Below are 13,861 nucleotides of genomic sequence, written 5' to 3'. Positions count from 1 at the left end.
GCCCCCGTTCGGGACTTTCACCCTAGAGATGACGCCCATGCTGGGCGTACACAGCCGAGGATCCCACCGTGGCGAGGCCCGTGGGGTCCTTAGATTTTTTATCTTGCCGAAACACAATTGCGTCCGTTTTTTTTGGAAGCGTACAACGCTTGATCCGCACGCACCAGCAGCGCTTCCGTCGTATCGCCTTTTCTTAAAGAAGAGATGCCAAAGCTCGCCGTGATCCGGTAGGAATCCAGCGCTTGCCGTTCCACTTCGCTTCGCAGCATCTCTGCCACGATCATCGTTTCATTCATGTCGAGCCCCGGGACAATAACCGCAAATTCTTCCCCTCCGTATCTGGCGAACACCATATGATCCGGCAACATTCTTTGCACGATACCGGTAACGTGCCTCAACAGCCTGTCGCCTTCCGCATGACCATAGGTATCATTAAACCATTTGAACCGGTCGATATCCATCAGGATCAGGCTGAACGCCTCTCCCTCCGATGTTGCCCGTTCGAATGCCAAATCAAGAGATTCATCAAAGTAACGCCGGTTCCCGATGCCGGTTAAACCGTCCAGATACACCTGCCGCCGGCTCTGTTCAAAATGCTCCTTCAGCATCAGCCGCATATGTTCGATATGATCGAAAAGCTTGCCAAGCTCATCATTTTTTTTCAGAGACGGCACAGGCACATCAAACTTTTGCCGGGCATATCCTTCGACAGCGGAGCTTAACTCTTTGATCGGCCGGATAATCCGCCGCAGCTTCTGAACCACATCGGTTACGACCAGGCCTATCACCAGCGCACAGACGGCAATGGACGTATACAACATTTTTGTAATCCCGGATGTGTAAGCTTTGGATATTTCCGATTGCTTGGCGTGAAGCATACGGGAAATTTCCATGGACCGGTTGCGAAAATCATCGGCGATCGTTTTTCCTTCGAGCAGCTCCCCGGTCGTCAATGTTTTGCCATTTTTCAAGGCTTCCAGTGATCCGTATTTGTCCTGCCAATGCAAGCCCGCTTCTACTAATTTCCGGATAGGTTCGAGAAATTCAGGATAAGCGGTGACAGCGTTTTGCAATTCCCTCACCGATTGTATGTAGTCCGATGATGAACTCTCAAAAGACTGCAAAAACGCTGCGTCTCCGGTCAAATGATAACTTTGCCGGGCGGTTACCTGATCGATAAACGCTTTTTGCAAAATAAGCACATGTCTCGAAATTTTCTCCAACTGCATGATTTCTTCATTCAATCGGTTCAGGCAACCATTGATCCATATGATCATAAACAGAAAAAATAGTCCCAGAATAAAAATCATGCGAGTCAGACTTTCAATTATATCGGAACCAAAATGATGCTTCGGAAGGAGTCTGCGCCATACTTTGTACATGGAAAACTCCTCCCTTGTCCAAGACTGTAGTATATATAGTCCTATCATAAGATTTCATTATTTCTTTTTCAACAAATATTGTAAAAAAAAGAAAAAATAAAGATAGGCCGTCAACCGGAAGGCCCATCATTTCATTGCTTGCGCCTTCTGACGTTCTGCTCGTCAGAAGACGCTCTGAAGGCCCGGTTACCGTTTCGTCAACTGCTCCTGGGCCATGCGGATCATTTCCCGTACCATACGTCCGCCGATCTGGCCTCCGATTTTGCCTGCCTCCTCGGTGGATAGGTTTCCGTTATTCGCGGTCTGCAAGGGAACGCCTAACGAACGGGCCACCTCGTATTTCACCAGATCGGGGCGGTCCCGGCTCACCGAATATCCTGCACGCTGCATCACTTCCGCCTTAAGCATATCCAATCCATGTCTAGCCCCCAGTACAAGAGGCCTTCTCCCTCTTCTTCTCGCCATCTTGTTATGGCTCCTTTCTTTCGTCAGTAAGTTTGACAGAACAAATGTTCCGTTTTATAATTCGTTTATAGAACATATATTCCTATTTCAGGTGAAAGGATGGATGTTAAAGTGGCTTTGCCAACAACCTTTGAACCGCTTCATGCCAAGCAGGTGCTGAATCCGGTTAAAGCCCCATCCATGCCGTTTGACTGGTCTATTAATCCTTACCGTGGCTGCCAGCACGGCTGCAGCTTCTGTTATGCCCGCTCCACTCATTCGTTTCTGGGCATGGATGCGGATGATACGTTTCAGCATCATATTTTATATAAAAACAATGCCCGCGAGGCTCTCGAAGCTCAGGTTGTACGCATGCTCCGCTCAAAAAACGGACGGGGAAAGCTGGGCAAAGTGGCCATCGGCACGGCAACGGATCCTTACCAACCGCTCGAAAGCCGTATGCTGCTCACCCGCCAATGTCTGGAAGTGCTTGCGGCTTACCGGATTCCAGTCAGCATTACGACCCGTTCCCCGTTGATTTTGCGCGATCTGGATATCCTCAAGAAGCTTACCGGCAGCTCCGTCAACATCAGTCTGAACACATTGGATAAGGAAGTGTGGCGTCATTTTGAACCCATGACTCCCTCGCCGCAGCGAAGGCTGGAAGCTTTAGAGCGCTTAACCGGGGAAGGTGTGGAAGCCGGCATTTTTATGGCGCCAATCCTTCCCTTCTTGACGGATGGCCCGGGTTCAATGGAACAAGTCGTTAAGCATTCGTCCGAGGCGGGTGCTCATTTTATTATGGGATCGGTGCTCCGGCTGAACACGAATGCCGTGAAGTCATGGTTTTTCGGTACGCTGCGCGAGCATTATCCCCAAATGCTGGAACCCTTTGCGAAGCTGTACAGCCGCTCTCCATACGCTCCAAAGCAGTACAGAACTGAAATCATGGACCGGCTTCATGCGCTGCTGCAAAAATATCGCGTGCCCGCTTACCGGCCGTTCCTTCAAGAAAACGGCGGACCGGCGGACCTTGATCCAACATCGTCCGAGCCTGTCCAATTATCTTTTACATTCGACTAGATGAGTTAACCGGAACGCTGCTTCGCCTTGATTGCGTGACGCCATGGATGGGCTAACTGTTTCTCATCGCCCGCTTAAACCAGCGGTACGCAAAAACCAAAATCGCTCCCCAAAACAGCAGCCCGAGAATCGAGAATATGCCGTACGGCGTACCGAACCCGTACCCCCAGCCAAAGAAGCCGAACGGATTCAAAATACTGCCCAGGATAGCGCCGGCAGCCAATCCGCCGAACCATCCGCCCAAGCCGGTTCCTGGTCTGGGGGCCGCTGCGCCTCCTCCGGGGGGAACGGCGGTTCTGGGGTTGTTTCTTGCATAATCGCCGGGCGTCCTTGGAGCGGTTCCCGTGCCGGGCGCAATTCCCCCGGTTCTTCCGCCCGTATAAGAGCCTCTGCCCGATCTATACCTGTTGGCCTCATACCTGCCGGTATCATCCGTACTCTGCCATTGTTCTTCATAGGGTACAACGCTCTTGGCTTGAACAGGATGGATTGCAAAGAACAGCAGTAAGATCGATGCCAAAAGATAAAGCTTTTTCATAATACCTCCCTCAGAGTATACAGACATCTTAAGGTAAGTATTCATCCGTACGGCAGATGCTATACAAGTTCAGCTTTGCGAGGATTTGACAGCCCGCCCAAGCACGCTCAACCACTATATCGGAGAACCGGGACAGGCCTGGGCGATGATCCAAAAGGTTTTTCCCACTCGCTTAATAGTTGGACCTGATTACTTGATAATCCACAATTTTGCGGGTGGCTGAATCCAGTGTGTACATGACCTCGACATCATCGCCGGCTATCGTCATGCGAAGCCGATTTTCGGCTGAATCCTGTTCCCGCTTCACTCTCAAGTCATCTTCGATCATGGCAATGGATACATAGCCGATCGGAATGGGTTCATAGCCTCCGTCTACCGGTCTGTTCTGGTTGGCAAACATCCGTTCAGCCATTGCGGGATCATACACTTCCTGAAGCCTGCTTGTGACCAGCTGCTTATCGCATTCGTTCAACCATACACCTTCAGGATAAATCCCGGCCGTTTGCAGAGTCCACTTTTCGATATGCGCAAACTTCTCCCACAGTTCTTTATCCGGCCGTTTAAGATCCTCTGCGCTTACGCTAACATCCGGACGGATCAGCCGGAAGCCTTCGAGTAATTGTCCGGAGCTTTCTCGCATCGCTGCAGCATCGGCTGCTTCCTCTGCAGGCAAATCCGCCCCTCCACTCTCTATTGCATACCCATAAACCCAACCGTTATGCTCCCGCAAACGGACAACCGTCCCTGTCCCCGGCCATTCCTTCTCCGTATACTGCTTGATGGTAAACAGAAGTGCCTTCCGATCAGGCTGGGATGGCGAAATATAAAAAAACGAGACTTCATCCGGACCTTCCTTTATTTCAAGCGGCTTGCCGAGCCAAACGTCCGGAAGCTGCACGTCAAACCCATGGGCTTCGCTTACATAACGCCGCAGTTTGGTAGAATGCGTGGTCAGGCTGTAATAAACGCTGTCCGATACGGATGCCAATCTCGTCGACGAACCGCTTTCCGTCTCCAATCGCCCTTCCTTCCATATTCCTTCTGCAATGACCTCCCCGAACAGGGACGCCAGCTTGCCTTCCCCCTCTGCCCGGCCTCCCGAGAAGGTGCCGGTAAACATGACTCCGTTCGGATAAATAACGGTTTTCCGCTGTGATAAGGCTGGCGCCTCCCGGTCCGGAACCCATTTTATTCCGTTGCTTAGATAGGAAAAGCCCCCCGGTGTTCGTTCTCCGTAAGAAAACATTCCCGCGTACTCCAGCGTACCGTCAGCTCTGTACGCCTTACCCCATCCATGAAACTGGTCATGTTTAAAGCTGCCGCTGTATTGTAGTGTTCCGTCTTTGTTGTACAGCTTTCCTGAGCCGTGAGCGAGCCCGTTTGCCATTTCCCCTTCATAAATCAAACGACCTTCCGCGCTGTACAGCTTTCCCCGACCGTTCGGCACACCTCCGAACAATTCACCCTCATACCGGCTTCCGTTCAAATATACGAATGTTCGCGCTTCCGGAGCCTCTTCAATGATCAGGACGCGCTTGGCTTCATCCCAATCCAGCTTCATATCCAAATGCTGCAGGGCGGTTGCCGGAAGGTAAGCGGTTCCGTCCACCAACCTCGGAGGGACGGGCAGATCGAGCATATTTCCATTAAAGGCCCCGCGGCTATAACCGATACTGACCTTCAACGAATGATTTTGGTTTCCGGTTTGCTTCTCTGCCGTAATAGTCTGATCCTCATCGTACCAGGTGATCTTCCATCCGGACGCCTCCAGCACTTCACGCAGAGGAATGAGAAAGCCGGCCTTTTCTTCGATCGGCGCATGCTGCAGCTTCAAGTTTTTCCCATTCAAATGAACGGCTGCTGAAGACGCCGGAGCGTCCGCTTGTGCTGATGCGGGAATCAGTAAGCCCAGCAAGGTTATCCAAGCAAGCATTTGTTTACTCTTCATACCCAGTCCCCTATCATCCCGGATTGCCTTTCTTGTTCATTAGACGTATCCAGGGAGATGCAGGTTGCAGTATATTTACCCAAAAATACGAAAAAAAGGAGCACAGCCAACGATTGTTCTAATTGGCAGCGCCCCTTTCTGGTGTTTGTTATCTCGTTTCCCGATGAAGCGTCACTTTGTTCAGACGCGGGCAATATTTTTTCAGCTCCAGCCGGTCAGGGTGGGTTTTCTTATTTTTGGTGGTCGTATAATTGCGGTCCCCGCATTCGGTACACGCCAAGGTTACGATAACTCGCATATGGACAGCTCCTTTTTGTTTGATTTTCAGATATCACTGCTGGGCAAATGCCGCTTCCAACTGCTCGGAGGAAGCGTTCGGCAGCTCATCCTTCAGCTTTTTCCAATCGGATTTCATCTCTTCCGGCGTCAGCAGGCAGGCATCCAGCTCGGAAGCAAAGCGCTCTTGATCCATGCCGATACCGATAAAGACCACCCGGTTTATCCGGTCACCATACTCGGCATCCCAATGCTCCAAAAGCTCAGGCTCCTCGGCAAGCACCGCTTGACGCTCCGTTTCGGGCAGGGAAGCGACCCAGTATCCTGCCGGCCCGAATTGGATGGACGGGCCTGCCTGACTCAGGCTTTGTGCGAGCTCATTACGGCTTGCCAGCCAGATCGTCCCCTTTGCGCGAACGATTTCCCCGGGCCAATCGGCCATCCACTCGGTCAGTCTCTGCGGATGAAACGGCCTGCGGCGCTCATAGACGAACGACGATATGCCGTACTCATCCGTTTCCGGTGTATGCTCCTCCTTTTCCAGCTCATGAATCCATCCGGCTGAGGTGCTGGCCGCATCAAAATCAAACAAGCCGGTGTTCAAAATGTCATGCGGGTCCACTTGGCCGTAATCCGTCCGGATCAGCTTGGCGCGCGGCTGCAGCTTGCGCAGTACCTGTTCAAGCTCATTCAGCTCCTCGGGCTCCACCATGCCGCATTTGTTCAAGATCAGCACATCGCAAAATTCGATTTGACTGATCAATAAATCGACCACGTCACGCGTATCGTCTTCACCTACCGCCTGCCGGCGGTCGAGCAGCGTTTCGCCGGAAGAGAAATCGTGCCAGAACCGGTAAGCATCAACCACCGTGACCATCGTATCGAGACGGCAAATTTTCGACAAGTCAATGCCGTGCTCCTCATCGATGTAAGTGAAGGTTTGCGCCACAGGTACCGGTTCGCCGACGCCCGTCGATTCGATGAGAATGTAATCGAAACGACCGTCCCGCGCCAAGCGCTCCACTTCCTTAAGCAAATCCTCACGCAGCGTACAGCATATACAGCCGTTCGACATTTCCACGAGCTTCTCTTCCGTACGTGAAAGACCGCCCCCGTCCTTAATCAGCTCCGCATCGACATTCACTTCGCTCAGGTCGTTCACGATGACCGCGACCTTCAGCCCTTGGCGGTTATTCAATACGTGATTCAATATCGTAGTCTTACCTGCGCCCAGATAGCCGCTCAATACCGTAACGGGAATTTTGTTTTTTCTTTCAAGCATACTCAGGCTCCTTTTATACGTAATTATTACAATTAAATATATTGTATATCAACAACACCTATGTGTAAATAGTATTTTTTACGATTATGAATTATGATGCGTTATCTGTTTACCGCATGAAGCACACAGGTTCTTCGAATGGACGCACTTCGCCTCCCGGATGGTTTTGTGGGATCGGAACTCCCGGTTAAACCAAAAGGAGCCGATCGTCCCGATCGGCTCCATGTGGATGTATGGTCGTTGAAAAAATGGTATTCTTTTTGCCGTCTGCTGTTCTTGTCCCTTCATTGAGCCGTCTTAATCTAAAATCGATACGGTCGCGGATTAAACTACCTCGTAGCCTTGTTCTTCAATCGCTTCCTTAATGGTCTCAATAGTTAACTTGCTCTCATCGTAATCCACGGTAACCGTCTTGCCGCTCAAATTTACTTTCCCCTCGGCACCCAGCTCTTTTATGGCTTTTTCAATAGAGTTTACACAATGATTGCAGGACATTCCTTCCACCTGCAGCGTTGCCTGTTTCATCCTTACCACTCCTTCTTATTTCATCAGTTTATTCATGGTGACCAAAATTTCGTCAATGACTTCATGATCGCCGGATTGGATACGCTCGATAACGCAGCTTTTCATGTGATTCTCAAGGAGTAGCTTGCCGACACCGTTCAAGGCCGATTGAATCGCTGCAATCTGATTCAGTACATCGTCGCAATACGTGTCTCTCTCAATCATACCTTTGACACCCCGGATTTGCCCTTCGATCCGATTTAAGCGGCTGATCAAATTGCTTTTCGTCTTGTCCGAGTGATGACTCCTGCGCTCCTCTGTATTGGAACAGCACGAGATGTCTTCAGTGGCTCCATTTAAATGATCCATGGCGTACCTCCTCACACCAATAGAATATAATACCCCTATGGGGTATGTCAAGCCGACGCCCTCTTCAGCTCACCTCGATCAGCCCGGACAAAGAAATAACGTTTGAATCCCGCCTGCTGCCGAGAATTCAAACGTTATTTCATTTACGCACCCGGGAAGGCGCAGAACCGATTTACCGGGACCGTCCCGCTTCCTTCAGCGTCTTCAACGTCTTCATCACACGATTTCCGCCGCGGCCGAAGTAGTCCTGCAGCCGGACGTATTCGCGATACAACAGCTCATACGTTTCCGTGTGCTCCAAATTCGGTTCATAGGCCTCCTCTCTGACCCTTCCCATGGCTGCGGCGGCTTCCCGTACGCTGTCGTACCCGCCGGCCGCCGCCCCGGCGGCAGCAGCTCCATAGATGGCCGCGCCAAGCGCAGTCGTTTGCGAAGAGGCCGCAACTTTGATGGTACGCCCGGTGACATCGGCGAATATTTGCATCAACAGCCGGTTGCGCTCCGGCAGACCGCCGCAAGCATAGAGGTCGCGCACCTCGACTCCGCCTTCCTCGAACGTATCGATAATGCGCCGGGTTCCGAATGCCGCCGCTTCCAACAGGGCACGATAAATATCTTCCGGCCTCGTCGATAGGGTGCATCCGATCAAGCAGCCGGAAAGATCCGCATTCATGATCGGCGAACGGCTGCCGTTCCACCAATCCAGGGCCAACACACCGCTTTCGCCGGGCGCCAGCCGGGAGGCTTTACGCTCGAGCAGGGCATAAACGTGCAGCCCCTCGGCCTCCGCTTCAAGCTTCACATGCGCCGGAACCGCCTGATTCACATACCATGCGAACAAGTCTCCGACCGCCGGCTGTCCGGCTTCGTAGCCGAAAAACCCAGGCACAATCCCGTCCTCGACGACGCCACATATGCCCTCCGCGTACACTTCCTTCTCGCTAAGCAGCATGTGGCACAGCGAGGTGCCCATGGCCAGCACCATGCTGCCGCCGCTGACCACGCCGACGCTCGGTACAGCCGCATGAGCGTCGATGACCGCTACGGCTACTGCCGTTCCCGGACTCAGCCCGAAACGGCTTGCAGCCTCTGCGCTCAGGATTCCCGCCCGGGAACCGATCGGCTTGACCTCTCCCCGCAGCTTGGTCTCATACAGATGCTCAAGCCGGGGATCCAGCGCCTTCAGAAATTCCCGTGCAGGGTAACCGTCCTGCTTATGCCATATTCCCTTATAGCCTGCATTGCAGCTGCTGCGGGTCAGTTTCCCGGTTAACTGCCACACAAGCCAATCCGCCGCTTCCACGAACAAATCCGCCGCATCATACAGTTCGGGAGCTTCATTCAATATCTGCATCACCTTGGGCAGCATCCATTCCGAAGAAATCGTTCCGCCGTACCGGGCAAGAAAAGGCTGATCGGTTTGTTTCGCCAGCTCATTGATCCGATCCGCCTCCGGCTGCGCGGCATGATGCTTCCACAGCTTCACCCAGCTGTGCGGCTCAGACCGGTACTCCTCCTTGCGGCACAGCGGAATGCCGCAGCTGTCGACGGGAAGCATGGTGCAAGAGGTAAAATCAATACCGATACCGATCACATCCTGCGGATCAACCCCGGAGGCTCGCAGCACTTCCGGAATGGAAAGCGAAAGCACCTCCAGATAATCATCCGGATGCTGCAGCGCCCAATCCGGCTCCAAGGGCTGTCCCCCGGGCAGCCTGCGGTCCATGACACCATGGGGATACACGGTCACATGTGTGCCCAGTTCCTCGCCGGTAGCTGTGTTAACCAGCAGCACGCGGCCGGATTCCGTTCCATAGTCGACGCCTAAAACGTACTTCCCGCTCAACGTCCCCGACCTCCCGCATACAGCGGCCCATAAGCCGCGCACGCCCGAAAATCGGCTCCTTCCGCATCCGCCGTGCCGAAGGCGCTCCACGCGCTTGGGCGGAAGCATTTCTCCGCAGGCACATTGTGCATGCTGACCGGAATGCGCAGCATCGACGCGAGTGTTATCAGGTCCGCCCCGATATGACCGTAGCTCAGCGCACAGTGGTTGGAGCCCCAGTTATTCATGACCGAATATACATCCTTAAAAACGCCTTCGCCCGTCAGATTAGGCACAAACCAGGTGGTCGGCCAAGTCTGATTCGTACGCTGATCCAGGATATCGTGAACATCCTGCGGAATGTCAACGGTGTAGCCTTCCGCCAGCTGAAGAACAGGTCCCAGCCCTTTGACGAGATTGATCCGGGCCATCGTTACCGGCATTCCACCCTTCGTTTGGAAATCCGTCGAAAAGCCGCCGCCACGGAAGAAATCGACGGCCGGACACCACTTTGTCGCCTGAAGACACTTCTCTACTTCTTCCCCGGTAATTTCCCAGAACGGCTTCATCGCAGGCGCTCCGTCCTTTGTTTGCTGTCCCGTGCCGTCCAGTGCCGCCGGACCTGAGTTAATCAAGTGGATGATACCTCCCGCGGCCATGCCCTCCAGCTCTTTGCCCGTCACACGCTTCACCGCTTCAGGACTCCAATACGTACGGACATCCGCAAAAATCTGAGCCGCATCCGTAAGCAAATGCCCCAGCAGCATCGTCACCGCATTCAATGTATCGTTCTCGGTAGACATGATATACGGCTCCCGAATCCCGTTCCAGTCAAAGGATGAAGTCAGAATCGCTTCCATAAAATCCCCGTTTGGGTAATGATCCGTCCACTGACGCTGGCCTTGAAATCCTGCGGCAATAGCATGGTGTCCGAGCGCTTCTTCTCCGTAACCCATTTCCGCGAGCTTCGGATTGCCGACCATCAGGTCGCGTGCAATCAGCGTCATTTTCACAACGGTCTCCCAATCGCGGTCCTTCTGCTCGCGTGTCCGCTTCAGGTGATCCGGGTTCACATCCTCGCCTTCCCTGCAGTGCTCCTTCACCCAACGCAGCGCCTTTTCGTATTCCTCCTTATCGTAAATTCCGCGTTCCATGCGGCGTACAAACTCGGTCATATCCACATATTCGTTGCGCATGCCCAAATATTCATGGAAAAAGCTTTCGTCAGCGATACAACCGGCGATGCCCATGGATACCGAACCCAAAGACAAATACGCCTTCCCGCGTATCGTGGCCACCGCCAAACCGGCTTTGGCAAAGCGGATCAGCTTCTCCTGCACGTCGGCCGGAATCGAGTCATCGCCAAAATCCTGTACATCTTTACCGTAGATGCCAAAGGCCGGTAAGCCTTTCTGGTTGTGTGCCGCCAGCACGGCAGCCAGGTACACCGCTCCCGGGCGGTCAGTTCCGTTAAAGCCCCATATCGCTTTCGGGATCAATGGATCGGTATCCATCGTCTCCAAAGGATAGCACCAGGAAGGCGTCACCGTAATGGATACGCCGACCCCTTCGCGGGCGAACTTCTCTGCGGTTTGCGCTGCTTCCGCCACACCTCCGATGCAGGAATCGGCAATCACGCATTCCACCGGCAGGCCGTTCGAATGGCGTATGTTCTCGGACAGCAGCTTGGCTACGGCATGAGCCATGTTCATGGTGATGTCTTCGAGCGACTCGCGAATTCCGCCCCGACGACCGTCTACGGTCGGACGGATTCCGATTTTGGGCATTGGGACATTCAGTCGGTTTACGATGGGTGTACTCATGATGACTTGGGCCTCCTCATAATAAATAGAATATTAATGCGCTTTCACATGATAAAATCATGTGTTAACGTTTACACGTCAGATAAAGAAAAGCGTCCTTCTTCATGCCTGATCACAAGGACAGCTTATTCTTTTGCACAAATTTCGGAATGATGATCCGGTTTTCCATAGCACTCTTCTGATGCAGAAGCTTATCCAGCAGAATGCCTGCCGCCGAATCTCCAATGCTTTCCGGATGCTGCATGATGACCGAAAGCCTGTGTTTAAACAGAGATGAAAAATCCAGATCGCCGAACGACACCACCTCCACCTCGTCCAGTCCGATGCCCATCTCCTGCAGCCCCAAATACAAGCCAAAGGTCATCTCATTATTGGCGGAAAATACGGCCGTAGGCGGAACGGGCAGCTTCATCAGCTTCTGAATCGCCTGCTTGCCTGACTTTCTGGAAAAATCCCCTGAATATACATACTCTTCGCCAACCTGAAGACCGGCTTCCTGCAGCGCCCGTACTGCGGCTTCATACCGCTCGAGCGCCGTGCTGATCGTTTTGGGCCCATGGATCATACCGATATGGCGGTGTCCCGCGCTTACCAAGTATTCCATGGCCTGCCGTACCGGACCGCGGTTATCCTCCATAACCAAATCGGCGGAAACACCGGGCACACAGCGATCCACAAGCACAACCGGGATGCCGGAGCCAATCAGCTGCCGGAGCTGTTCCTTATTGCCCCCGGTACCGGCAAGAAGCAAGCCTTCCACACGGTTGCTCAGAAGCGCATCCAGCGCCTCACGCTCCTTGTCAGGGTTTTCATCCGAATCCATAAATAGCAGGCGGTAGCCTTCAGCAACCAACCTTTGCTGAATCGTGCGGGCAATCGTCATAAAGTAGGGATTGCTCATATCAGGCAGTATCATCCCGATACTTCGCGATTTCTCCTGCTTCAGGCTGCGGGCGATCGCATTGGGCCGATAGTTCAGCTCCTTGACCGAAGCCAGCACCTGACGCCGTACATCCTCGCTCACATAACCGCTGCCATTCAACACCCGGGAGATTGTCGCGGTGGAAACTCCTGCATGCTTTGCTACGTCTTTAATCGTCAGCTTGCGCAATCCACAGCTCTCCTCCGCATTCCAACTCATGATAGGTTAACGTTTACACATTTAATGTATCATGAAGTCGAATGGGTTTCAATATGAAAATGTCGTCCAAATCAGATGCAGCCCATGACAGCTTTTACCAAACGTCTTTTTTCCCTTGAATCCGACTGGTTATATTCCAATTTGGCCATGTCTTATATAATGAAGCTGTAGAATATCTCTTTCACTTTTACTCACAGGAGGAGAACATGGGACACGACGCAAAAGCTTATGCAGGAACATATCAAGGAGAAAAAGCCGTATGGCTTAAGTCAGGCTGTTACGAGGCTGCGGTTCTGCCAGAAATCGGAGGCAATCTGATCGCCTTTCGGGACACGGAAAAGAAATACCGTTTTTTGCGCGAGCCTGCCATGGACGAAATGGACTCGTTTAAAGCGAAGCCGATCGTTCACGGCATTCCCGTGCTGTTTCCCCCGAACCGCTATGAAGACGGTACATTTCACTGGAACGGAGCGACATACCAATTTCCGGTGAACGAACCGAGGACAGGCAATCATCTGCACGGATTCGTACATAACATTCCTTGGCAGGTCGAACGGTTCTCGGCCGATGATGCGGAAAGCCATGTGACTCTGGCGCTTAAGGTGAACAAGGACCATCCGGTTTACCGCTATTTCCCGCACGCCTTCACCATCAAAATTCGCTACACGCTTAGCGGGCTGGGATTGTTTCAGCATGTGACCGTACGCAATGACGGAGAGGACCGGATGCCCTGCCTGCTTGCATTTCACACCGCCATTAATGCACCGTTCGCCCCCGATAGCACCGCGGCGGATTGCCGCTTCAAGATGACCATTGGCAAGCGCTGGGAGTTGAATGAGCGAATGCTCCCGACAGGACAATATCAGCCGCTGACCCCGGAGGAAGAACGGATGAAAGAAGGCGGACTGTCGCCGTATTTTGAACCCATGGACAACCATTATACCGCCGCGCCGCAAAACGGTCGCAACCGGATGGAACTGACCGACATAAAAGAAGGAATCACATTGGTCTATGATGCAGGAACGGCTTACAAGCAATGGATGATTTGGAACAACAATGCAACGGAAGGCTTTTTCTGCCCTGAGCCTCAAGTCAATCTGGTCAATGCGCCCAACCTGAATTTTCCTTTAGATCCCGAGCTGATCGGTTTGAACAGCCTGGAGCCGGGAGACCTTTGGGAAGAAACAAGCCGGATTTACATCAAGGCGCAAAGCAACGCATAGAGCTTCGTACTGGGGGGCGGTCT

13 protein-coding genes are annotated in these 13,861 nt (G+C 52.8%); 2 read left to right on the top strand and 11 right to left on the bottom strand.

Translation table 11 applies throughout. The features are described 5' to 3' along the window. Positions 1 to 98: 98 nt before the first annotated feature. A complete protein-coding gene (locus tag NR121_RS23250; RefSeq protein WP_256832004.1) occupies positions 99 to 1,382 on the bottom strand; it encodes a sensor domain-containing diguanylate cyclase in 1,284 nt (427 codons plus the stop codon). A gap of 186 nt (positions 1,383 to 1,568) precedes the next feature. Beyond that, complete coding sequence (locus NR121_RS23245; RefSeq protein ID WP_256832002.1) at positions 1,569 to 1,847, bottom strand: alpha/beta-type small acid-soluble spore protein; 279 nt, start codon at positions 1,845 to 1,847, stop codon at positions 1,569 to 1,571. A gap of 111 nt (positions 1,848 to 1,958) precedes the next feature. Between NR121_RS23245 and NR121_RS23240 the strand changes: the two genes are divergently transcribed. Continuing rightward, positions 1,959 to 2,909, top strand: coding sequence for an SPL family radical SAM protein (locus NR121_RS23240; RefSeq protein ID WP_256832001.1), 951 nt, complete (start codon positions 1,959 to 1,961; stop codon positions 2,907 to 2,909). A gap of 52 nt (positions 2,910 to 2,961) precedes the next feature. On the opposite strand, the gene NR121_RS23235 is transcribed toward NR121_RS23240, so the two are convergent. The 9 genes from NR121_RS23235 to NR121_RS23195 all read right to left on the bottom strand — a co-directional run bounded on the left by NR121_RS23235 (position 2,962) and on the right by NR121_RS23195 (position 12,585). Continuing rightward, positions 2,962 to 3,447, bottom strand: a complete 486-nt coding sequence (locus tag NR121_RS23235; RefSeq protein WP_074727801.1) for a hypothetical protein — start codon at positions 3,445 to 3,447, stop codon at positions 2,962 to 2,964. Between the two features lie 172 nt (positions 3,448 to 3,619). After that, positions 3,620 to 5,395: a stalk domain-containing protein gene (locus tag NR121_RS23230; RefSeq protein WP_256832000.1), complete on the bottom strand. Its 1,776-nt coding sequence runs from the start codon at positions 5,393 to 5,395 to the stop codon at positions 3,620 to 3,622. Between the two features lie 148 nt (positions 5,396 to 5,543). Next, the gene (gene rpmG, locus NR121_RS23225) at positions 5,544 to 5,693 is read right to left on the bottom strand and encodes a 50S ribosomal protein L33 (protein ID WP_137669913.1); all 150 of its coding nucleotides are present in this window, start codon (positions 5,691 to 5,693) and stop codon (positions 5,544 to 5,546) included. 33 nt (positions 5,694 to 5,726) lie between these two features. Continuing rightward, positions 5,727 to 6,953 (bottom strand): GTP-binding protein, encoded by a 1,227-nt coding sequence (locus NR121_RS23220; RefSeq protein ID WP_074727797.1) that lies wholly within the window; start codon positions 6,951 to 6,953, stop codon positions 5,727 to 5,729. A gap of 324 nt (positions 6,954 to 7,277) precedes the next feature. Continuing rightward, positions 7,278 to 7,478 carry a copper ion binding protein gene (locus NR121_RS23215; protein ID WP_074727795.1) on the bottom strand — a complete coding sequence of 67 codons (201 nt, stop codon included), beginning with the start codon at positions 7,476 to 7,478 and terminating at the stop codon, positions 7,278 to 7,280. Between the two features lie 15 nt (positions 7,479 to 7,493). Beyond that, positions 7,494 to 7,826 (bottom strand): metal-sensitive transcriptional regulator, encoded by a 333-nt coding sequence (locus NR121_RS23210; protein WP_054819715.1) that lies wholly within the window; start codon positions 7,824 to 7,826, stop codon positions 7,494 to 7,496. Positions 7,827 to 7,998: 172 nt separating this feature from the next. Beyond that, complete coding sequence (locus tag NR121_RS23205; protein WP_062407039.1) at positions 7,999 to 9,672, bottom strand: ribulokinase; 1,674 nt, start codon at positions 9,670 to 9,672, stop codon at positions 7,999 to 8,001. After that, positions 9,669 to 11,474: an L-fucose isomerase gene (locus NR121_RS23200; protein ID WP_174350901.1), complete on the bottom strand. Its 1,806-nt coding sequence runs from the start codon at positions 11,472 to 11,474 to the stop codon at positions 9,669 to 9,671. Before NR121_RS23200 ends, NR121_RS23205 begins: the two co-directional genes overlap by 4 nt. A gap of 112 nt (positions 11,475 to 11,586) precedes the next feature. Beyond that, the gene (locus NR121_RS23195; protein ID WP_171005839.1) at positions 11,587 to 12,585 is read right to left on the bottom strand and encodes a LacI family DNA-binding transcriptional regulator; all 999 of its coding nucleotides are present in this window, start codon (positions 12,583 to 12,585) and stop codon (positions 11,587 to 11,589) included. 236 nt (positions 12,586 to 12,821) lie between these two features. Here NR121_RS23195 and NR121_RS23190 point away from each other — a divergent pair, with 236 nt between their 5' ends. Further along, a complete protein-coding gene (locus NR121_RS23190) occupies positions 12,822 to 13,838 on the top strand; it encodes an aldose 1-epimerase (protein WP_256831999.1) in 1,017 nt (338 codons plus the stop codon). Positions 13,839 to 13,861: the final 23 nt, after the last annotated feature.

The sequence above is a fragment of the Paenibacillus sp. Pae15 genome (genome assembly GCF_024519685.1).
Lineage (GTDB): Bacteria > Bacillota > Bacilli > Paenibacillales > NBRC-103111 > Paenibacillus_G > Paenibacillus_G naphthalenovorans.
This window is presented reverse-complemented; position numbering and strand designations above follow the sequence as displayed.